This window comes from Paraliomyxa miuraensis, assembly GCF_026337845.1.
GTDB classification, from domain to species: domain Bacteria; phylum Myxococcota_A; class Polyangia; order Nannocystales; family Nannocystaceae; genus Paraliomyxa; species Paraliomyxa miuraensis.
On sequence record NZ_JAOVZF010000140.1, the window covers coordinates 131,728 to 152,138 of the forward strand.

Annotated in this window: 17 protein-coding genes; 5 read left to right on the top strand and 12 right to left on the bottom strand. The window is 71.2% G+C overall.

Translation table 11 applies throughout. The features are described from left to right. Positions 1-45: 45 nt before the first annotated feature. The 3 genes from OEB96_RS08650 to OEB96_RS08660 are packed head-to-tail and all read right to left on the bottom strand — an operon-like array spanning position 46 to position 6,560. Complete coding sequence (locus OEB96_RS08650) at positions 46-5,229, bottom strand: protein kinase domain-containing protein (RefSeq protein WP_266215019.1); 5,184 nt, start codon at positions 5,227-5,229, stop codon at positions 46-48. A 54-nt stretch (positions 5,230-5,283) separates the two neighbouring features. After that, on the bottom strand, positions 5,284-6,045 hold the full coding sequence (locus OEB96_RS08655; RefSeq protein WP_266215020.1) for an inositol monophosphatase family protein: 762 nt from the start codon (positions 6,043-6,045) through the stop codon (positions 5,284-5,286). Between the two features lie 20 nt (positions 6,046-6,065). Then, the gene (locus tag OEB96_RS08660) at positions 6,066-6,560 is read right to left on the bottom strand and encodes a hotdog fold domain-containing protein (RefSeq protein WP_266215021.1); all 495 of its coding nucleotides are present in this window, start codon (positions 6,558-6,560) and stop codon (positions 6,066-6,068) included. Positions 6,561-7,202: 642 nt separating this feature from the next. On the opposite strand from OEB96_RS08660, the gene OEB96_RS08665 reads away from it, so the two are divergent. After that, the gene (locus tag OEB96_RS08665) at positions 7,203-9,464 is read left to right on the top strand and encodes a hybrid sensor histidine kinase/response regulator (RefSeq protein ID WP_266215022.1); all 2,262 of its coding nucleotides are present in this window, start codon (positions 7,203-7,205) and stop codon (positions 9,462-9,464) included. 35 nt (positions 9,465-9,499) lie between these two features. Here the strand turns inward: OEB96_RS08665 and OEB96_RS08670 are convergent, their stop codons facing one another. After that, positions 9,500-10,264 carry a hypothetical protein gene (locus tag OEB96_RS08670; protein ID WP_266215024.1) on the bottom strand — a complete coding sequence of 255 codons (765 nt, stop codon included), beginning with the start codon at positions 10,262-10,264 and terminating at the stop codon, positions 9,500-9,502. 123 nt (positions 10,265-10,387) lie between these two features. Here OEB96_RS08670 and OEB96_RS08675 point away from each other — a divergent pair, with 123 nt between their 5' ends. Beyond that, on the top strand, positions 10,388-11,749 hold the full coding sequence (locus OEB96_RS08675) for a hypothetical protein (protein ID WP_266215025.1): 1,362 nt from the start codon (positions 10,388-10,390) through the stop codon (positions 11,747-11,749). Here OEB96_RS08675 and OEB96_RS08680 read toward each other — a convergent pair. Together OEB96_RS08680 and OEB96_RS08685 are read right to left on the bottom strand one after the other, a co-directional pair. Then, positions 11,746-12,876, bottom strand: coding sequence for an anhydro-N-acetylmuramic acid kinase (locus OEB96_RS08680; RefSeq protein WP_266215026.1), 1,131 nt, complete (start codon positions 12,874-12,876; stop codon positions 11,746-11,748). The genes OEB96_RS08675 and OEB96_RS08680 overlap by 4 nt on opposite strands. Beyond that, the gene (locus OEB96_RS08685) at positions 12,873-13,382 is read right to left on the bottom strand and encodes an HAD hydrolase family protein (protein ID WP_266215027.1); all 510 of its coding nucleotides are present in this window, start codon (positions 13,380-13,382) and stop codon (positions 12,873-12,875) included. The genes OEB96_RS08680 and OEB96_RS08685 overlap by 4 nt, the downstream gene beginning before the upstream one ends. Before the next feature lie 138 nt (positions 13,383-13,520). Here OEB96_RS08685 and OEB96_RS08690 point away from each other — a divergent pair, with 138 nt between their 5' ends. Then, positions 13,521-13,919 (top strand): VOC family protein, encoded by a 399-nt coding sequence (locus OEB96_RS08690; protein ID WP_266215028.1) that lies wholly within the window; start codon positions 13,521-13,523, stop codon positions 13,917-13,919. A gap of 7 nt (positions 13,920-13,926) precedes the next feature. Here OEB96_RS08690 and OEB96_RS08695 read toward each other — a convergent pair whose 3' ends face one another. The 3 genes from OEB96_RS08695 to OEB96_RS08705 all read right to left on the bottom strand — a co-directional run bounded on the left by OEB96_RS08695 (position 13,927) and on the right by OEB96_RS08705 (position 16,185). Further along, a complete protein-coding gene (locus tag OEB96_RS08695) occupies positions 13,927-14,178 on the bottom strand; it encodes a hypothetical protein (RefSeq protein ID WP_266215029.1) in 252 nt (83 codons plus the stop codon). 115 nt (positions 14,179-14,293) lie between these two features. Next, positions 14,294-15,877 (bottom strand): hypothetical protein, encoded by a 1,584-nt coding sequence (locus tag OEB96_RS08700; protein ID WP_266215030.1) that lies wholly within the window; start codon positions 15,875-15,877, stop codon positions 14,294-14,296. Further along, entirely contained in the window at positions 15,874-16,185 is a 312-nt protein-coding gene (locus OEB96_RS08705; RefSeq protein WP_266215031.1) for a hypothetical protein, read from the bottom strand. Before OEB96_RS08705 ends, OEB96_RS08700 begins: the two co-directional genes overlap by 4 nt. A 289-nt stretch (positions 16,186-16,474) precedes the next feature. Here OEB96_RS08705 and OEB96_RS08710 point away from each other — a divergent pair, with 289 nt between their 5' ends. Beyond that, a complete protein-coding gene (locus OEB96_RS08710; protein ID WP_266215032.1) occupies positions 16,475-17,455 on the top strand; it encodes a beta-ketoacyl-ACP synthase III in 981 nt (326 codons plus the stop codon). A gap of 99 nt (positions 17,456-17,554) precedes the next feature. Here OEB96_RS08710 and OEB96_RS08715 read toward each other — a convergent pair whose 3' ends face one another. Then, positions 17,555-18,328, bottom strand: coding sequence for a lysophospholipid acyltransferase family protein (locus OEB96_RS08715; protein ID WP_266215033.1), 774 nt, complete (start codon positions 18,326-18,328; stop codon positions 17,555-17,557). A gap of 162 nt (positions 18,329-18,490) precedes the next feature. After that, entirely contained in the window at positions 18,491-19,249 is a 759-nt protein-coding gene (locus OEB96_RS08720) for a response regulator (protein ID WP_266215034.1), read from the bottom strand. On the opposite strand from OEB96_RS08720, the gene OEB96_RS08725 reads away from it, so the two are divergent. Further along, on the top strand, positions 19,248-19,439 hold the full coding sequence (locus OEB96_RS08725; RefSeq protein ID WP_266215035.1) for a hypothetical protein: 192 nt from the start codon (positions 19,248-19,250) through the stop codon (positions 19,437-19,439). The genes OEB96_RS08720 and OEB96_RS08725 overlap by 2 nt on opposite strands. Before the next feature lie 216 nt (positions 19,440-19,655). On the opposite strand, the gene OEB96_RS08730 is transcribed toward OEB96_RS08725, so the two are convergent. Beyond that, positions 19,656-20,366 carry a glutathione peroxidase gene (locus OEB96_RS08730; RefSeq protein ID WP_266215036.1) on the bottom strand — a complete coding sequence of 237 codons (711 nt, stop codon included), beginning with the start codon at positions 20,364-20,366 and terminating at the stop codon, positions 19,656-19,658. Between the last annotated feature and the right edge of the window lie 45 nt (positions 20,367-20,411).

The following is a 20,411-nucleotide window of genomic DNA, read 5'->3' on the forward strand; positions in this document are numbered from 1 at the left end:
CATCCTGGCGAGCCGGCCCAGCGTCCCGCCGGGGTCGAGCGCCGGCTACGGCGAGCGAGGTGACGCCCGCTCGTCGTCGGGCTCGACCATCTCGAGTCCGTGCCCGGGCCCGAGCCCGGACCCGGGGAGCGTGGGGGGCAGTCGGATCGTCACCGTCGTCCCCTTCCCGAGCTCGCTGCGGACCGACAGCGAGCCGCCGAGTCGCTCGCACACGAGCCGCGCGATCGTCAGCCCGAGCCCGGCGCCACCGTGGGCGCGAGTGCTGGAGGCGTCGGCCTGCACGAACGGCTCGAGCACCGAGGAGAGCACGTCGGCCGGGATCCCGATGCCGGTGTCTCGAACCTCGAGCTCGACTCCCCGAGGCAGGCGCCTTCCCGTCACCGTCACCACTCCGCCCTCGGTGAACTTGATCGCGTTGTCGACGATCGCCCCGAGGATCTGACGCAAGCGCCGACGATCGCTGACGATCGCCCCGAGGTCGGGGGCCAGCTCGAGCACGAGGCGATTGGCCCGGGCTCGGAGCGACGGCCCCGCGCGCTGCCCGAGCTCGCCGACGAGCGCGGGCAGCTCGATCGTCTCCGGGGTCGCATCGAAGCGCTCGGACTCGAGGCTCGTCAGCTCGAGGATGTCGCCGATGATGCCCACGAGTTGCTCGCCGCTCTGTCGAATCTGGTCGAGGCCCTCGGTGAACTGGTCGAGCCCCTGCTCGGCGGCGTCGCTGGCGAGCAGCTCGGCAAACCCCATGATCCCGTTGAGCGGGGTCCGTAGCTCGTGGCTCATGTTGGCCAGGAAGCGGCTCTTGGCGAGGCTCGCGGCCTCGGCCTCCCGTCGCGCTCGCTCGAGGCGCGCGAAGTACATCGCATGCTCGACCGCGATCGCGGCCTGGACCCCGAGCAAGCGCGCGGTCTCGACCCGCTCGGGGGTGAACGCGGCCGCCACGAGGTTGTTCTCGAGGTAGAGCACGCCGAGGCGCTCGCTGCCCTGACGAATCGCGACCACGAGCGCGGCCCGAGGCCGTCGTGCGCGCACGAATTCGTCGTCGGCGTAGCGCTCGTCGAGCGAGAGATCGTCGACGGCGATCGCCTCGCCGCTGCGATGGGCGAGGTTGATCAGCCGGGCCGGAACGAGCTCGCATCGATCGACCGGGACGTCGTCGAGCCGCTGGTGACGATCGCCCGCGACCTCGAAGGCCCGCACCGCGGCGAGCCGGCCGTTGCGGTCGAGCAAGAGCACCCCGCGCTGGGCCCCGGCGTTCTCGACGACGACGTGCATGATGCGATCGAGCAGGCGCTCGAGGTCGTGCTCGGCGGAGAACGCCTGCGTGGCCTTGACCAGGCTGGACGCGTCGAGAACGATGCTCGGGCGCAGCGAGCCGGAGCCGGAGCCGGTGGTCTCGAGCACGGTCGTCGACATGGGCCCCGACGCGACCGAGACCCGCTCGAGCCCGGGGTTGGCGGCGTCGAGGGCCGCGAGCTTGACCTTCGCGCCCCAGCGGGCGTAGGCACGGCGCGCACGGGCGAGCTGCTGCCGAGCGATCGCCGAGGCTCCGGCGGCGTCGTAGAAGCGCGCGGCGAGCTCTGCGGCGAGGCCCTCGTGCTGGAGGAAGCCGCCGGCCTCGGCCGCCCCGAGCGCGGCCTCGTAGCCGCGGATGGCCGCGACCCCGTCGCCCTCGATGCGCGCGCGCTCGGCCGCGACCAGCTGGTGGAGGTGGCGAAAGCTCGCGGGGTTCTGCGCGGCCCACCCGCGAAGGCACCGCTCGGAACGCGCGATCCGTCGCCGCTCGCGGCGGCTTGGCCGTCGCTGTGGGGCCGAGACCGTGAAGGCGAGGGCCACGTGGGCCTGATGGATCACCAGCATCGGTGAGAATGCGAGCGCCTGCTCGACGCTCGCAGCGGGGAGCGCTGCGAGGCGGCGTGCCGCTGCGATGTCGCCGAGGATCATCGCTCGATCGAGCTCGTAGAAGCGCTCGAGGGCCTCCCGCTGCGTCTTCGCCTCCGGCGTCATGTCGTCGGGAGGCGACGCCTCGGTCTCATCGACGTCGGCCACCTCGCCGGTCATGGCCGCCACCGTCCGGGACAGCGCCAGCCCCCCGGTCCCGGAGGTCGCCCCGAGCTTGGCGTCTCGGCTGAACCGCAGCGCCCGCATCGCGACCTCCTGCACCTGGTCGAGCGGGCATCCGCTCTGCCACATCTGGCTCGCCAGGCTCGCGAGCGTGATCGCACCGAACAGGAGCTGGCCGGTCTCGACCGCGCACTCGTGGCCGATCTTGAGATGGGCGAAGGTGTCGCGCAGCGGGTGACACCATCCCTGGATGAGGGCGGCGTAGAGGAAGCGAACGATGCCCTCGACCTCGCGATCGGGGTGGCGCTCGAGGACGTCGAGCGCCAGTCGTCCGTACCGGTCCATCAGCGGCTGGTCGCGGGTGACCGCGCCCACCATGAGCCCGTAGCTGATGACCTGGACGGCGAAGAGCGGCGAGATCCCGCGGCGCAGCGACAGCCGGGTCAGCCGCATCGCCAGCACCGTCATCAGCTGCGAGTCGACCTGGAACGCGGCCGTGCTCATGGCGGCCATCAGCGTCATCTCGGCCTTGGCGTGCTCGTCGTCGAGGACGGGCAGCTCGAGCAGCGCCTCGGGCTCTCGACGGCCGATGACCATGCGCGTGCGCACGAACTCGAGCAGCATCCTGGCGAGCCCCGGACGCTCGGGCACGCTCACCCCGAGGCATGCGAGCCCCTCGCGCGCGACCGCGATCGCCTCTCGCAGCTGGTCGCGGTTGTTGAGCAGCGTGACCCGCAGCTGGAACACCTCGACGCGCTCGAGCGCGGTCTCGGAGCGGCGCAGCAGCACCTCGAAGCGACGCTCGGCGAGCTCGAGCTCGCCGGTGATCATCGCCGCCTCGGCGGCGATGCGATGCAGCGCATAGGCCAGCGGACGCTCGCGTGCCCAGCCCTCCTCGCCCAGCTGCTCCACCCCGAACGCCGCATAGCGGGCGCTGGCTCCGAAGGCTGCGGTCTCTCGCGCACGACGGGCCGCCCGCAGGGCGATCTCGGCCACGCGCATGCGCTCGTCGATGCCGTCGGCCGCCTCGTCGCCAGCGGCGACCAGGTGCTCCACGACGGAGAAGATGCGCTCGTCCTCGACCGCATCCCGGGCCAGGAGCACGCGCCCGAGCTCGCGGTGCAGGCGACGCTGCTCGGCCGCGTCGATCGCCTGATGCACCGCCTGCAGGACCCGGTCGTGGAAGAAGCGGTAGCCCTCGCCCACGCGGATGACGAGGCCGACCTCGGCCGCCTCGCGCAGGCCTTCCTCGACCACGTCGGCGTCCTCGCCCAGGACCGCCGCGAGCAGCTCCAGATCGAAGCGGTTTCCCGCACATGCGGCCGCCTCGAGGAAGCGCCGGGCGCCTGCCGACACGTTGCCCACGCGCGCGGCCATCAGCCCGATGACGTCGTCGCCCAGGGCGGCCGCACGGACGTCCTCGAGCGCCCACCGCCAGCGCCGTCCCTGCCGGTCGTAGTGGATCAGCCCGTGGGTGCAAAGCTCGCGCAGCAGCTCTCCCACGAACAGGGGATTGCCCTCGGTTCGGGCGTGCACCAGCTCGGCGAGCGCCGTCACCTCGTCGTCCTCGGCCCCCACGAAGGTGTCGCGCACCAGCGACGCCACGTCGGCGGGGCCGATCGGCCCCACGTCGAGCTCGGTGACCGGGCACCCTCCTCGCTTCGCGCTGGCGATCGCGGCGACGAGCGGGTGGCCGACACCGACCTCGTCGCCGCGGTACGAGCCGACCATCAGCAGGCCCTCGAGGTCGCGCTCGGCCATGATTGCGCCGAGCAGCTCGAGCGACGCACCGTCGCCCCACTGCAGGTCGTCGAGGAACAACACGAGCGGCGCCTGCGGCCTCGCCACCGCGCGCAGCAGCCCCGCGACCGCCCGCCGCATGCGCATGCGCGTCGCCACGGCGTTGAGCACGGACACCGCGGCCGGTGCCTCGGCATCGAATGCACCCGCCAGCGTTGGCACCAGCTCGAGCAACAGCGGCAGCTGGTCGCCCACGGAGCCGCGGATGGTCGCGCGGAGCCCGGCGAGCTCCTCCTCGGAGGTGGTCAGCAGCTCGCGCGCGAGCCCGTCGAGGGCCTGCCGCAGCGCGAAGTAGGGCTGGTCACGCCCGAGCGCCTCGAATTTGCCGCTCACGAAGCGAGCGCCGCGCCCGAGGCTGGAGCGCAGCTCGTGGACCACCGACGACTTGCCGATCCCGGCGTCGCCGCGGATCGTGACCAGCTCGACGCCACCGCCGGCAACACGGGCATGGGCCTGCCGCAGCGCGTCCAGCTCGTGGTCGCGGCCATAAAGGCGGCTCGGCGGGCGAAAGTGAAGGGGAACGTCGTCGATGCGCAGCTCGAGCGCTTCGTCGGCGCGCCCGGCCTCGATCGCCGCCGCGATGCGCTCGAGATCCGCGCTCAGGCCCAGCGCGCTCTGGTAGCGATCGTTGGGGTCCTTGGCCAGCAGCACGAGCAGCAGCCGTGACAGCGACGCTGGCACATCGGGGACGAGCTCGGATGGCGGCGGTGGCTCGCGGGCGATGTGCGCGTGCACCAGCTCCATCGGATCACCGGCGACGAAGGGCGGACGCCCGCACAGCATCTCGTAGAGGGTCACCCCCAGCGCATAGAGATCGGCACGCGCATCGACCGGTCGACTGATCCTGCCGCTCTGCTCGGGGGCGAGATACGCGAGCGTTCCTTCGAGCGTGGGACGAGCATCGACGTACTGGCGGCGAATCCGTGATGCGAGCCCGAAATCGATGAGCCGCGGGTGCCCATCGGCGTCGACGACGATGTTGCGTGGGTTGATGTCCTTGTGGATCACGCCCGCGTCGTGGATCGCCGCGAGCGTGGTCACCAGCCGACGGCCGAGCCGTACGACCTCGGCCGGGGCCAGGCGTCGCTTCGCGAGCACCTCGGCCAGGGTCGAGCCGCCGATGTCCTCGAGCACCAGGGTCAGCGCACCATCGCGCTCCTCGAGCCCGACCACGCGCGCGACTCCCGTGCCCTCGAGGGCACGAAGGGTCGCGTGCTCGCGACGAAGCCGAGCCTCCGCCGTCGGCGTGCGCCGCTCGGCCTCGAGGCGCTTGAGCACCACCGGACGCTCCCGCGGATCGCGAGCCCGCAGCAGGACGTGGACCGCCCCCCGGTGCAGGACCTCGACGATGGAGTAGGGCTCACCCACCGCGCGGGATGGTATCGGATCCGATGTTCGACCCAAGGATCGAAAGCGGGACACTCAGGCAAACACGGACAAGCCCGCCGCGTGCAGGGCCCCGTTGCTCGTCAGCAAGCTCCCGCCGTAGATCGAGCGTTCACCCTCCACCGTGGTCGCCAGGCCGCCGGCTTCCTCCACGATCACCAAGAGCGGCGCGATGTCCCACGGCTGGACGATCGGGTCGACCCCGAGCTCGCCGCAGCCCTCGGCCACCAGCATGTGCTGATAGAAGTCACCCACGCCTCGCTGGCGCCAGCTCTGGGCCAGCAGGCCGGGAATGCGCGCGGTGGCCGGCACCGCCTCGGTCCCGGCCAGGCTGCCGTGGAACACCTGTGCGTCCTCGATCGCCGTGACCCTCGAGACCCGCAGCCGCCGCGTGCCGCAAAACGCCCCCTCGCCTCGCGCCGCATGCCAGCGCTGGTGCAGGGCCGGCGCCGCGACCAGACCGGCGACGATCTCGCCGTCCTCTTCGATCGCGAGCAGCGTGGCGTAGATCGGCAGCCCCCGGGCGAAATTGGCGGTGGCGTCGATGGGATCGACGATGAGCCGCGTGCCGCTCTGGCCCTGGTGCTCGCCGTGCTCCTCTCCGAACACCCCCAGCTCGGGGTGGCGCTTGGCCAGCAGGTCACGCACCGCCGACTCGACCTCGAGGTCCGCCTTGGTCACCAGGCTGCGATCGGGCTTGCGCTCGACCGGGAGCTCGCTGCTGCGAAAGTACCGAGTGCTGATCTCGTCCGCTCGATCGGCGAGCTCGTGGAGCAAGGGGAGCCAGTCGTGGGGCATGGAGTCGTCCTTTGGGAGGGTCAGCGCTTGGGACCCACGAGCGTGCGCAGCGTCGCGCGGGCCACCGCCTCGCCGTGGCGATCGGTCATCACCACCGGCACCGCGTACTCGTGGCGCTCGTTGCTCGCGGGCACCGGGCACTCGCTGGTGGCGGTGATCGTGCCGCGGGCCTTCTTGACGTAGTCGATCGACAGCCCCGCCACGATGAAGCGCGCGTCGTCGGGCAGCGAGTACGAGAGGGCCAGGTTGCCGCACAGCTCGGCCAAGTTCACCAGCGCGATCGCATGCACCGAGCGGAGGTGGTTGCGAACCTTGCGGCGATCATCGAGCTCCACCCGGGCAAAGCCTCGCCGCAGCTCGACCACCCGACCGTCGATGCTCCCCGTGTAGGGCGCCATGCGGCCGACCAGGAGGCTGAACACCTGCTTGCCCCCGGGCAGGGGGCCCAGGCGATCCCAGAGCTCGCGCACCACGTTGCGGGGACCGTCGAGCGACGGGACCAATCGGGAGGCCATCGACATCGTGGCCCCAGAGGGTGGCACGAAACCGCGACGAGCCCCTCATGCATGCCGCTGCCACCGAGGCCGGCGCGCGTACCCGCGCCCATCACGCGAGCCGGGCGTTTTCACACACATGCACGATTCCTTCGAGATCCTGGCGCTTTTCCTGTTGGCAGTGGAGTCACTTCTCGGGTAAAGAGAAAATCGTGTGGGAGAAAGCACGTCGGGTTCATGTGATGATCTCGCCTGGGGAGGCGGGAGCCAGTCGCGGATCCGATCGTGACATCGATTCGCGACCGTGTCGTCGCGACCGTCGTCAGCGCGGGCTGCGGGGGTGGTCTGCGAGACGGCGGGGGTGAGCGCGAGAGCATGGAGCGAAGATGACCCACGCAGGGGTCGATGATCCTCGACCCTCGATCGAGACCCTCGCCCCCGGCGGGGGTACCAGGACGCACCGGCGCGCAATTTTGGGGGCGCGCGTCGGTGCGTCCGCCTTTTGTGGATCTCCCGCATCCGAACGAGGGCTCGCGACAGCGAGCAACGCGTTTCGCACCACGGGGTTTCGCGCACCGCGTCCGGCCTGAATCCGCCCGGATCCGCGTTCGGCGGGCTGATTCACCGTTGCCGGCCTCGTCCGCGCAGTGTTGAAATACCCAGGTGGTCGCCCGCCGATCAGCAGGGCGTGCTCGCGCCGTCGATGTCTGGCGTGCGCTCACCGAGCCGTCACCCGAGGTCACCGATCCCTCTTCGCAGTGGCGCGCTCGGTTGCTGGCGTCCCTGGCCCTGGCCATCACTCCCGTGAGTGCGCTGCTCTCGGTGGCCCTCGCCGCGTCGGGCCTGGTGGCCTGGTGGACGCTGGCGGTGGCGCCGGTGGCCGACTCGATCACCTACCTGCTGGCCCGAACCCGCCACTGGCAGTGGGGCGCGTGGCTGATGACCTTGGTGGGGATCGGCATCGCATCGATCGAGATGACGCAACGGCCCCTCCTCGCCGTGTTCGTGGGCCTGGTGATCACCCTCGGGGCCATGGTCCTGCGCAAGCGCGACGCGTTGCTCCTGGTGGGCGTGGCGCTGGCGTGGTTCCTCACCACTCCGTGGTGGGGCGGGACCAGCTTCCCCCGAGCCGATGTGTTGCTCATCGTGTGCGCCTACTCGACCCTCGGCCTGGTGCTCGGCATCGGGCTCGGCGTACGCGAGGCGACCGAGCGCGAGCGCCTCGAGGCGCTCGCCAAGAGCCAGACCCGCTTCCAGGGCCTGCTCGAGGTCGCGTTCGAGGGCCTCGTCGAGCTGCGCGACGGCTGCATCGTGGCGCTCAATCCCGGGTTCGTGGAGATCGTGGGCCGCCCCGAGTCGGAGCTGCTCGGGCGCGAGCTGTCGGCCGTGCTCGCCCTCGAGGACTCCGTGGAGGTCGCCGACCGCCGCGCCAGCAGCAGCACGCTGTCGCTCGTGCCCCAGCGCGCGGGCACCCACGAGGCCTCGGGCCGTCGTGCCAACGGCGAGGTGTTCTACGTGGAGCTGGTCAGTCGAATCCAGCTCACCCAGCGCGGGCCCGTCGAGTACGTCGCCGTTCGTGACATCACCACCAACCGCCAGGCCGCCCTCCAGCTGTCCATCGCCCACCGGGCGGTGGCCCTGGGCACGCTGTCGGCCGGCATCGCCCACGAGATCAACAACCCGCTGTCGTGGATGATGACCAACCTCCAGATGGCGCAGGACGAGCTGCGCCGCGGGGCGATGGGGGGCCGTCGCACCCCCGAGCAGGAGGGGCTGCTGCACACCCTCGACGACGCGCTCCAGGGCGGGCGGCGGGTGATGGCGATCGTTCGCGACCTCAAGACCATGTCGCGCGAGGGCGGCGACCACGGGGTCGCCGACGTACATGCGGCGCTCGATCTGGCGTGCCGCATCGCCAGCCGGCAGATCGAGGCACGCGCCCGCCTGGTGCGAGACTACGGCCACGTGCCCTCGGTGAGGGGCTCGGCGGGGCGACTGGGGCAGGTGTTCCTGAACCTGCTCACCAACGCGGTCCAGGCGATCCCCGAGGGGCAGCGCGAGGTCCATCGCGTCACCCTGCGCACTCGCCAGCGCGACGACACGGTCGAGGTGATCGTGCGCGACACCGGCAAGGGCATCCCCGCCAGCGTGCTGCCGCACATCTTCGATCCGTTCTACACCACCAAGTCCAAGGACGACGGCACCGGGCTGGGGCTGTCGATCACCCGCAGCGTGATCGCCGGGATGGGTGGCACGATCGAGGTGGAGAGCCGCGAGGGCGAGGGGGCCACCTTCATCCTGCGGCTGCCGGTGGCCGAGCGCGTGGAGCGACCCGTCGGCTCCGTGGGCATGCTGACGGTCGACGGCTCCGACAGCAGCGCGAGCGATCGCCGGGTCGTGCTCGAGGACGTGCCCCAGCCGCTCGTCGCCAGGGTCCCGACCGCGAGCATTGCCTCCGCCGCCCCCGTCATGGGGCCAGCCGATCCCCGGGTACGGGTGCTGCTGATCGACGACGAGCCGCTGCTGGGCAAGAGCCTGCGCCGGGCCCTGAAGGAGCACGACGTGACCTTCACCGAGGATCCCGCGCATGCGATCGAGCTGTGCAGCCAAAACGACTACGACGCGATCGTCTGCGACCTGATGATGCCCGCGATCAGCGGCGAGGGGGTCTACGAGCACCTGCGCGAGCATGCGCCCGACCTGGCGGCGCGGATGATCTTCATGACCGGCGGCGCGTTCACGGCGAGCGCCCAGCACTTCCTCGAGTCGGTGCCCAACCCGGTGCTGATCAAGCCGTTCACGCCCAATGATCTGCGGGTGGCGGTACGGAGGATGCTGGAGCACGGGCTGGATGGACACCGGCCCTCGGGCGATCACCCGCAAGGGGGCGGGAGCACGGACGCGGCGAAGGGGGCGACCGCGTAGAGCGTGCGAGCGGGGCTCCGAGCGCGAGGCTCGACTCATCCGGGCCCGGGCGGTCCGCCTCGGTCGCCTCGATCACCACGACCACCGCGCTCGCCCCGGCCGCCTCGATCGCCTCGACCCCCGCGGCGTCCGGGCCCACGCGGCCGCAGCTCGTCGTAGTGCTCGTACTGATCTTCCGACATCGCCGCCTTCGCGGCATCGTCGGTCTCCTTGCGGATGGCCTCGAGCTCCTCGCGGATCTCCCCGAAGCTGCGGTCGCCCGAGCGCGCCGACTGAATCAGCGGCATCACCCGGTCCGCCTCGCCGTTCCACAGCCCGTCGATGGTCTCGCGCTGCTGCTCGGTCAGCCCGGCCACGCTCACCAGCTCGTCGAGGGCGGCGGTGCGCATCTCCTCGAAGCGCTCGCGACGGACCTCGTCCTCGTGCTCGCGCTCGCGCTGACGCTCCTCCTCGAAGATCTCCCGCACCTGCTCGCCCAGCACGGGATCCTCGGCCAGCTCGCGCGCATCGGCCCCGCCGCTCATCGGCACCCGCCCCCGCAGCGCGAGCTGACGCCGGAGCATGGCCACCTCGTCCTCGAGCCGGGCCACGCGCTGCTCGAGCGTACCGTCGCGGCGAGGCTCGTCGCTCGGCGAGCCCCCGCGATCGGGCCCGGAGCGGGCTGCCCGGTCGCGTCGAGAGCGAGGCTCGTCGCCCGACTTGGCCGAGGCCTCGTCCTCGTCGGGCGAGTCACGAGCCACGAGGTACCAACCAACGCCACCGGTGAGGAGGAGTGCCGCCGCAACTGCCAGTGCTCTCATGGGTGCTCCAGCCGCGAGCGTCGCCCGAAAGGCCCTCCGCCCCAAGCGGCGCCGAGTAAACCCGGCGTAAACGTCGAGGGTCCGAGCCCCACCGGCCGAGTGTGCGACCATCCGACGGCCCCCATGCGCTCGCCGTCACCCGTCCCCGCCTGGTCGACCCACCACCCGCGGCGCTCGTCCTGGCCCGAGCGCCTCGCACGGGGCCTGGCCCGCCTGGCGCTCGGCGGGGCCATGGTCGGAGCCATGGTCGGAGCCGAGTGCTCGACCCCCTCCACTCCGCCCGACGAACCGGACGCCGACACCTATGAGGAGCGCGCGATCCAGGAGGTCAACCGCACGCTCCGTCCGACCGGGACCGGAGTCGACGCCAGCCAGATCGCCGTGGAGGCCAAGCGTCGCGAGGACACGGTGCCCGATCTCGGCACCCAGCTCGAGCTGGGCTTGCGACCGGAGCACATGGAGGTGCTCTTGCAACTCCGCACGATCCTCGAGGCCACCCCTCCGTTTCGCAGCGTGGATTCCCTGCGCGAGCAAGCGGTGGCCGCCCGGCTGCCCGACGTGCGGGTGTACTACGCGGCCAATCGCCGCGCGATGGTGTTCGTGGATGCGCAGCAGCAAGACGCCGCGAGCCTCGAGCAGGCGCTGGCCGGTCAGCTCGTGCACGTGTTCTACGACCAGGCCCCCGGCGGGCTCTCCGAGCTGCTCTACGAGCCGCAGGGGCTGCTCGATGGGATCCGCGTGCGCAAGTGCCTGCTCGAGGGCCACGCGCGCCTGGCCGAGCTGCTCGTGCGCCATGGCTCGCTCGGTCTCGACGACGCGGCGCGTGCCGAGCTCGACCCCGCCCCGCAGCACCTGCACGCAACGCTCACCGAGACCCCGTGCGGAGCCGGTGCGGTCCACCTCTACGCCCGCCATCGCCAGGGGGGCTGGCCCGCCGTGCTCAAGGCGGTCCGCACTCCGCTGCCGTCGACCGAGCAGCTGATGCACCCGTCCAAGGTCGACCAGGACTTCCCCGTCAACGTGGCGCTCCCCGGGTGGCCGCAGGACGAGTTCGAGGCGCCCGATCCGATCGGCAAGGCCACGCTGGTCTACGAGGACGTGCTGGGCGAGCAGACGATCCACCGCATGCTGCTCGAGCGCGGCACCGAGCCCGAGGTGGCGTTCCTGGCCGCGGTCGGCTGGGACGGCGACCGCGTGCGGATCTACCAGCACGAGTCCGGGCAGCGCGTGGTCTTGTGGCGCAGCGTGTGGGATCGCGAGCTCGATGCCGAGCAGTTCGCCGCCGCCATCGCCCCCAAGGGCATCGAGCCGCGCGCGTTTCGGGTGGAGCGCCACGGCCGGGTGGTCGACGCGGTTTCGACCGACGGCCCCGAGCTGGCCAATCGCCTGCACGCCACGCTCTCCGCCGTCACCAACGAGCCCGCCGCCCAGCCCTCCGACGCAACCTCGACCGCCGCCATCGAGGCGCGTGGCTTGGTGCGTTAGCCCCCGGGTTGGCCGCCGGGCCAGCACACGTGGCCGAGCACGGCCGGGCCGCGGGCGCCGGTGACCCGGGGCAGCGAGCTGGGCAGGCGATGGAGCGTGCGCGCGGCGATCAACGCCATCGCGGCCGGCTCGTGGTGCTGCGGCGCGAGCGGGCCGTCGTGGTGCACGACCACCGGGCGCGGTGCCGCCATCGCCTGCACCCGCGCGCGCAGGCCCGGGTGCAGCGCCCCGCCCCCGGTCAGCACCAGCTCGGTCACCCCTGGCAGCTCTTCGGTCGCGGCCCGCACGATCGCCCGCGCGGTGGCCTCGAGGCTGCTGGCGATCAGATCGGCCCCGGCCTCGTGCCCATGGCGCTGCAGCAGGCCCGCCACGGTATCGGCCCCGAAGTCCTCGCGCCCCGTCGAGCGCGGCAGCGGCCGCGAGAAGAACGGATGCGCGAGGATCTCCTCGACCACCGCCGGGATCGGCTGGCCACCCGTGCTCAGCGTGCCGTCGCGATCGTAGGCGTGCGAGCCCCCGGTCACGTGGCGAGCCAGCGCGTCGGTGATCATCATCCCGGGCCCCACGTCGCCCGCCAGCACGTCGTCGCACGACTCGGTCACCAGGGTCACGTTGGCGATCCCCCCCACGTTGATCACCAGCCGCCCCGCGTGATCGGGCGGCGTGAACATCCAGTGGGCGATGGGCGCGATCGGAGCTCCCTCGCCACCCAGCGCGACGTCGGCCGCTCGCAAGTCGCCCACCACCGGCAGCCGCAGCGCCTGGGCGAGCGCGCCGCTGCTGCCGAGCTGAAGCGTGTGCGAGACCCCGCCCCCGGCCCGCGAGGGCGGGCAGTGCCACACCGTCTGGCCATGCATGCCCACGACCTGCGCCGACTCCCACTGCGGCAGCTCGCGCACCGCATCGGCGTAGCGCTGCGCCAGCAGGTAGCCCAGCGCCGACACGTCGGCGATCCCCAGCCGCTCGGGCGCTCGCAGCCGGTCTTGCAGTGCGTCGTCGAACGCATGGTGCACGTGACCGAGCACGCGGGGCACGTGGCGGCGGTCGGGGTGCTGCAGCTCCAGCATCAGCGCATCCACCCCGTCGCACGAGGTACCGCTCATCAATCCGATCGCACGCAGGGTCACGCTCGCGCTCCCTTCACGACGGGAGGCCAGCGGTCCGACAGACGCAGCTCGACCTCCTCGATCACCCGCTCGCCCCCGCGGGCGGCGAGCACCACGTGCGCGGCCGCCAGCGCCTCGGGGTGGGCGTCGGCCACGGCCATCCCCAGCCCCACCTTGCCAAACACCTCGGCGTCGTCGGGACCATCCCCCACGAACGCGATCGCTGCGGCATCCACCTGGTACTCGCCCTGGATCTGTCGCAGCGACGCGCCCTTGTCCCGCACGCCCAACCAGCGCGCATCGAGGCCGAGGCCCCCCATGCGCTCGGCCGCCGACGCGGTGCGGTTGCGCGACAGCGGCAGCACGTGGAGGCCGGCCGCCTTCATGCGCAGCAGGGCCTCGCCATCGCGCACGCTGTAGCGCTGCAGCCAGCCGCGCGGCTCGCCCCCCCACCAGGTCGTGGCGTCCGTCAGCGTGCCATCGATGTCGAAGGCCAGCAGGCGAATCGAGACGGAGGCGGTGGCCATCGGCGCCGCGATGGTACTGCCGAGCCCGGTGCGCTTCCAAATTCACCCGCATCGGCCCCACGACCGACGGCGTGCGTCATCGCCTGCCGCTCGGCGATGGACCCTGCCATCATGCGAGCGATGAGATACCTCCACACCATGATCCGCGTTCGCGATCTCGACGCCGCCCTCTCGTTCTTCGAGGTGCTCGGCCTGCGAGAGCACCGACGTCACGACGTGCCCGCCGGGCGCTTCACCCTGGTGTTCCTGGCCACCGCCGACGGCGAGCCCGAGGTCGAGCTCACCCACAACTGGGATCAGCAGGAGCCCTACACGGTCGGCCGCAACTTCGGCCACCTCGCCTACGAGGTCGACGACATCTATGCCGCCTGCGAGCGCCTGCAGCAGGCGGGCATCACCATCAACCGGCCTCCCCGCGACGGCCGCATGGCGTTCGTGCGCTCGCCCGACCTGGTCTCGGTGGAGCTGCTGCAATCGGGCGAGGCGCTGCCTCCTCGCGAGCCATGGCGCTCGATGCCGAACGTGGGGGAGTGGTAGGGCGCCGCTAACACACCATCTCGGAGTACGCCTGCCGATCGACCATGCGCGTGACCATGGCCTCTGCGACATGTCGGCCATAGTCGGTGAAGATGATGTTCTGCTCGTCGACCCAGTCGGTCAGCCGCAGTCGGCACAGGCCGCTGGCCGTGCGGTCGCGACCCATGGTGTGACCCACGAACAACGCGTCCTCTCCCGCTCGCTCGCTGGTCAGCAGCTCGAGCAGCATGCGCCTCTGCGCGGCGGTAAGGACGTACACCTGCATCGTCGACCCGTCGCGATCGATTGGACACCACCGCGACCACCTTTTCCGGTTCCCCTGGGCGTTGGCTGGCCTACGGGCGAAGAAAGCCTCGTAAACGCTGCTCGCGGGCCTAGATGACCAGCGCGACGTTGTGCCGATGGTAGGCGGCCGAGGCCTCGTCGTGCACCCGCTCGGCCTCGAGCAGCAGCCAGGTGGAGATCGCGTTGGCCAGGCCGCGCTCACCCAGGTCGTTCCACAGCCAGGCCATCAGCTGGCGCAGGTGGAGCTCGATGATCTCGTAGGCCTCGCGGCGCAGCTCGGACACGGCCCCCAGTGCACCCGCCGGCGAAGACACCCGTGCCACCGCCTCGTAGCGACGTCGCACCTTCAACCACGCCAGCCACTGCTCCACCACATGGTCCACCGTCGCAAGGGCAGGTCGAGGCCCATCGACGAGCTCGGACACGTGGCGCAGCTCGTCGAGGCTGCGCTCGTGCATGTGTTCGCGGGCGCGGAGAAGGGTGAGGCCGTCGTGCTCGGGCCAGACCCCGGCTTCGACCATCATGGTCGCGACGTCCTCGCACACGTCGCGGTGGAGCTGGGCCATCACCTTCTCGCTGCTGGTGGTACAGCGCAGCGCCTCGGCCCGTCGCCGCACGTGGCCGCGGAAGCCGAAGTCGTCGAGCGCCTGGTCCCAGGCCTCGCACAGGCGCGCCAGCCGAGTCGCCGCCCCGGGGCCGTCGCCGTCGATCAGCGCCTCGACGTGGAGGGCGAGCGCCTCGCTGGGGACGGGACCGCCGTCGTTGGCCGCCAGGCGGGGATCGTCGGCGAGCTCGACCGGCGCGAGCGTCAGCGGGCGGGCGTGTGCAGGTCGAGCCAGGGCCTCGCGCACCAGCGACAGCGTGTGGCGGCGACGCGGGGCTCGCCACCAGGCCCGCCATACCGTCGCGCGGCTGGTGCCATGCGCCGTTGCTCGCTCGGGCTGGTCGCTCGTCACCCCGCAGTGTCGCCGTGCGAGCACCGTCATCAGCCGCAGCGTGCGTGACGGGCCGGGGTGATCCTCGGTGAGCGACAGCACCCGCGGCCAGTCACCGTCGCGCACGGCATCGGCAACGAGCCAGTCGAGCGCGATCGTGCGAGCCAGCGGCGGGCACAGGTCGGGATCGAGGTCGTCGAGGCTGTGGAGCAGCGCGCGGGCGGTGTCACGATCGCCGCCCTCGGCGGCCAACAACCCCGCCGCCACCAGACCCGCGCCCCGCAGCGGCCCGCGGCGCAGCTGGCCCCGCAGCCATGCGTGCATCTGGGGATCGACGGGCCGCCGCAGCTGCGCCAGGGCCCCCGCGAGCACCGCTCCGCCCTCCGGGTCTCGCACCCAGGGGTGACCTCCGAGGCGGCTGAGGCTCACCGCCAGCCGCGGCAGACCCAGGGGGATGCACAGCCGCACCAGCAGCCACGGGTGCAGGGCCACCAGGCCCACCATGGTGATCGCCACCAGCGGCAGCACGAGCCCGGTCGAGCCGCGCTCGAGGCCATGCAGGATCCCGAACGCGAGCACTGCCAGTGTGAAAACCGTTGCACCCAGACGAGCCTCGGCGCGCCGGGTCGAGCGCGCTCGGCTGCTCTCGGGGTCGAGCATGTCCGATGACGGCAAGGGTGCCGCCACCACGGCCAAGCAACCCAGCACGCACAGGCCCATCAACATTGCGAGCGTCATCGATCCCTCCATCCCCAGGCCGCGCCAGCATCCGGTCGAGCGGTGCGCTCGGGCGCGGGCGCCGGTCCGCGCGAGGGTGCCTCCCACCAGATCTCCTGCTGGATCCGCGCATCGGGGTCGCGCAGCAGGGCCCGAGCCACCCGCACCGCCCCCGCCGTGCGCTCCTTGGGACCCAGCGGGGTGTCGTAGAATTCCGCGTTCGGGTCGCCGGCTTCGAGCGCGGCGAGCAGCGCATCGGCCGTGCGCGCCACCTCGGGCCATCGCGCGCGCGGGGTCAAGCCCAGCACGTGGAATGCATTGTCGACCACGCGCCCGGCGGCACGGCCCGAGGCGTTCGAAATGGATGAACCAACGGAGTGTCCCACGGCAGCGGCCCACAGGACGCCCGAGGTTGGCTGAATGTTCCCGTGGACTCGTGCGATGGCAGATCTCGATGAGATCTGCATACGGGGTCGCCGTACCGCGATGGCGGATCGGTTCGTGCCTTCCGTGCGCGCACCGTCGTGCACGCCCGTGCGGCGTTCTGCTGCTTGACCCAGGGAGGATCGGTGCGGTACTTGCCGTCGAGGGGCGTCGCGTAAGCGGCGCACGATTGCCTTGAAGAGCCTAAAGATCGTCGGGACCGGGGTATCGCTGCCCAGCCGGGTACTCACCAACGCCGACCTCGAGCGCATGGTCGATACCTCCGACCGGTGGATCACCGAGCGCACGGGCATCAAGGAGCGGCGCATCGCCGACGAGGGCGTGTCCACTTCCGACCTGTGCGCCGACGCGCTGCGAAGCGCCTGCGACGACGCGGGCCTGTCGCCGGGCGATCTCGATGCGATCATCGTCGGCACCTCGACCACCGATACGCTGTTTCCCTCCACCGCCTGCTGGGTCCAGGGCAAGCTCGGCCTGCACGGGCCCGCCGCCTTCGACGTGAGCGCGGGCTGCTCGGGCTTCCTCTACGGTCTCGAGCTCGCCGGGGCCCTCATCACGAGCGGTAGCGCCCAGCGAGTGGGCGTGGTGGGCGGCGAGGTGATGAGCAAGGTCGTCAACTGGGAGGATCGGTCGACCTGCGTGCTGTTCGGTGATGGAGCCGGCGCGGCGGTGGTGACGGCCGGGGTCGGCGGCTCGGGGGTGCTCGCCTCCAACTGGGGTGCCGATGGCACGCTGGCGTCGATCCTCTACCAGCCCGCCGGCGGCACCAAGCGCCCCGCCACTCACCAGACGATCGACGAGCACGCCCACACCGTGCACATGGAGGGCAACACCGTGTTCAAGCACGCGGTGGTGGCCATGTCCACGGCGGCCATCTCGGCGATGGAGAGGGCCGCGATCACGGCCGACGACGTCGACCTGTTCATTCCGCACCAGGCCAACATGCGGATCATGGAGGTCGCTCGCGAGCGGGTGGGCGTGCCGCGCGAGAAGATGATGGTGGTGCTGCACAAGTACGGCAACATGTCGGCCGCCACCATCCCCGTGGCGCTGCACGAGGCGCGACGGGAAGGACGGGTCCAGGACGGCAGCACGCTGGTGCTGACGGCGTTCGGGACCGGGTTCACCTGGGGAGCGTCCGTGCTGCGGTGGTGAGCGGGTCGAGGTGATGCCGGCGATGGTGACTGTTCTTGGCGGCCCCTTGGGGGGCGTCGCCTGACGGCGCCGCGGGGCCTTCCGGGTCCCTGCGGGACCCTATTCGGCCGCCCGGCTCTGCCCGCTGGTCTCGGGCCACCGCCCGTGCTCGAGGCAGTGCGACATGAAGCCGCGTAGGCGCTCGGCGAACCCGAGCAGATCCTGATCGGACAGGCCGCTCGGATCGTGCTGCGGGCCCACGAACACGTCGACCGTGCGCCCGGGGTGGAACAGCATCGAGCCCTTGCGATTGACCTCGTGCATCCCGCGTACGGTGATCGGCACGACCGGCATCTCGGCGTTGCGTGCCATCATGAACACGCCGCGCCGAAACGGGCGGACCTTGCCGTCGGGAGAGCGGTGTCCCTCGGGGAAGGTCAGCACCGACATGCCAATGCGCTTGCGCTCGCGCGCGGCCTTGCTGATCGACTCGAGCGTCAGGTCGCGGCGCCCCCGGTGCACGGGGATGCCCTTGGACATCGACATCAGCCAGCCGTAGATGGGGATCTTGAACTGCCACGCGTTCATCAGGCCCGAGAACGCGTGCGGAATGACGGCCGAGGCCACCATCCCGTCGAGCAGGTTGATGTGGTTCTGGATGTAGACCGAGCGGGTCTCGGGATCGAAGTCGGGGTGGTAGTGCACCCGCATGCGGGTGAACGAGAGCGGCACGCAACCCACGAACAATGGCGCGGTGACCCACACGTGGACGCGCTGATAGGGGAAGCGCACCACGAGCAACGCCAGCGTCAGCAGGGCCCCAACGAGCATCAGGGCGAACGCGAGGGGCCAGTAGACCAAGGAGAAGAGTGTGGTTCCCAGGCGAGCCAGCACGACCGCGGAGCATACAGCCCACCGCGGGGGTCGTCTTCGCGCCCGATCACGACGCGCCAAGGTTCAGCGCCCCCGGGGGACCGGGCCAGCTCACATGTCAGACGTCAGCCTCGGCACTTTTGGTGAGGCGGATCCGGTCCGTGATCGCAATCGAGGCGTTCCTCACGAAGGCTCGGCCGAGGCGCGGCCTCGGGATGACCAGGTCTTCCCGCGACCAGCGCCCCCGTGGGAGCTCGCCGCGGCACCGTCGTCATGGTCGGGGGCCTCGTCGCCCGAGTCGTCGTCGTCACCCCGGTCGTCGTGGACCGAGGAAGCGTCGCCGTCCTGGCTGAGCACCAGCCACAGGCTGGTCCGGTTCTTGACGCCGACCTTGGTCAGCACGCGGCTGACGTAGCGCTTGGCCGTGCGCTCGGTACGTTTGATCTCGGTGGCGATCTCGGCGTCGCGCAGGCCCTGCAGGATCCAATAGGCGACTTTGGTCTCCATCGACGACAGCCCGGCCACGTGGCGCAAGCGCTCGGAGGCCAGCTCGAAGTCGACGACCACGACCGGAGGAGCCTCGTCGTCGGGCGAGCCTCCTTCGATCATCCGTCGCCAGTGATGCGAGTTGTGGATCGTCGCGTTCACCAATGCGACGAGCAGCGAGCCGTTGATGGGCTTGGTGGCGTAGTGGAACGCGCCCCGGCTGCGATAGTCGAGCGCGAGCTTCTGCTCGTCGAACGCGGTGAGGACCAGCGAGCTGCAGCTCGGGTCGCGATTGGCGAGGGCCGAGACGAGCTCGCGCGCGTCACCATCGGGCAGCCGGTGGTCGAGCACGGCCGCGTCGAAGCGCAGCCGCTGGTCGTCGATGAGGGCGCGCGCCTCGGCATGGCTCTTGGCCGTGGATACCGAGCACCCCTTGGCCGTGAGGGTGCGGGCCATGGCCGAAGCCAGCTGGGGAGTATCCTCGACGATCAACACGCAGGGGGTCGCAACATCGGATGAGGCGGACATGGAGCGCTCCGGCGGGATCGTGCAGTGCCTTCCACCCGCCGATGCCAGTGTAACGGTGACATCCGTTCTGGTGACCCCTGAAGTGTTTCGATATGAGTGGGATGAGGAGCATCCCTGATGTGCATATTTTTCGCGACGCTGCTGCACGACGCGGGTGGTCGAGGCGGCAGGCGGGCGCCCAGGAGCCCATGCGATGGCGTCCTCGGCAAGAGAGGATCGAACGGGTCAAGGCGCCCGAGAGCGCGGTCGTTGGCCAACGAGGGCCCTTCCGGCCGTGTGCGCCGATGTACGTCGCGAGTGGCCGGCCGGACGATGGCGGTTGCGTTCGTCGTGGTCAGGCCTTGGGAAGCACGGCCTCGACCGCCGCGACCACCTCGGGGCTCGTGGGGCTGACCCCGGACTCGAAGCGCCCGACCACACGTCCTTCGGGGTCGACGAGGAACTTGGTGAAGTTCCACTCCACCTCGCCGCGGATGCCCTCGGCCGTCTCCTCGGTGAGCGTCTTGTAGAGCGGGGCCTTGTCCGACCCCTTGATGGCGACCTTGTCGAACATCTCGAACTCCACGTGGTACTTGGAGTCGACGAACTGGCGGATCTCATCGGGCGTGCCCGGCTCCTGGCCACCGAAGTCGTTGCTGGGGAACGCGAGCACCTCGAGGCCGCGCTCCTTGTACTTGGCGTAGAGCTCCTGCAGGTCGGCGTACTGCGGGGTGTAGCCGCACTCCGAGGCGGTGTTGACCACCAGCAGCGCCCTGCCGCGGTAGTCGGCCAGGCTCTTGTCGGCTCCGTCGATCAGCTTGACGGTGTGCTCGACGATCGGCCCGGAGGGCTCGGCGGGAGCGGTCGGCTCGGCGGCGGTCTTCGGCGAGGGCTCGTCCGTTGGCGCGGCTGGGGTCTCGGTCTTGGCCTTGGCCTCGGCCCCGACCTGGGTGGGCTTGGTCGCGGCCCCCGGAGCGGGTCCGTCGGCCTTCGCGGCCTTGGGGGCGCTGGTGTCCTGGGAGCAGGCGAGCAGGGCGATGGCGAGCACGAGCAGGGTGGGGCGCATGACGCTTGGTTACCCGAATGCGCGCGGGGGGCAAGCGGTAGGATC

Excerpts from the sequence above, each read along its gene's own strand:
- OEB96_RS08655 (WP_266215020.1), bottom strand. The coding sequence starts at position 6,045 with ATGCCCCACGACTGGCTCCCCTTGCTCCACGAGCTCGCCGATCGAGCG.
- OEB96_RS08660 (WP_266215021.1), bottom strand. The coding sequence starts at position 6,560 with ATGGCCTCCCGATTGGTCCCGTCGCTCGACGGTCCCCGCAACGTGGTG.
- OEB96_RS08670 (WP_266215024.1), bottom strand. The coding sequence starts at position 10,264 with ATGAGAGCACTGGCAGTTGCGGCGGCACTCCTCCTCACCGGTGGCGTT.
- OEB96_RS08675 (WP_266215025.1), top strand. The coding sequence starts at position 10,388 with ATGCGCTCGCCGTCACCCGTCCCCGCCTGGTCGACCCACCACCCGCGG.
- OEB96_RS08685 (WP_266215027.1), bottom strand. The coding sequence starts at position 13,382 with ATGGCCACCGCCTCCGTCTCGATTCGCCTGCTGGCCTTCGACATCGAT.
- OEB96_RS08690 (WP_266215028.1), top strand. The coding sequence starts at position 13,521 with ATGATCCGCGTTCGCGATCTCGACGCCGCCCTCTCGTTCTTCGAGGTG.
- OEB96_RS08700 (WP_266215030.1), bottom strand. The coding sequence starts at position 15,877 with ATGACGCTCGCAATGTTGATGGGCCTGTGCGTGCTGGGTTGCTTGGCC.
- OEB96_RS08725 (WP_266215035.1), top strand. The coding sequence starts at position 19,248 with ATGGCCGAAGCCAGCTGGGGAGTATCCTCGACGATCAACACGCAGGGG.
- OEB96_RS08720 (WP_266215034.1), bottom strand. The coding sequence starts at position 19,249 with ATGGCCCGCACCCTCACGGCCAAGGGGTGCTCGGTATCCACGGCCAAG.
- OEB96_RS08730 (WP_266215036.1), bottom strand. The coding sequence starts at position 20,366 with ATGCGCCCCACCCTGCTCGTGCTCGCCATCGCCCTGCTCGCCTGCTCC.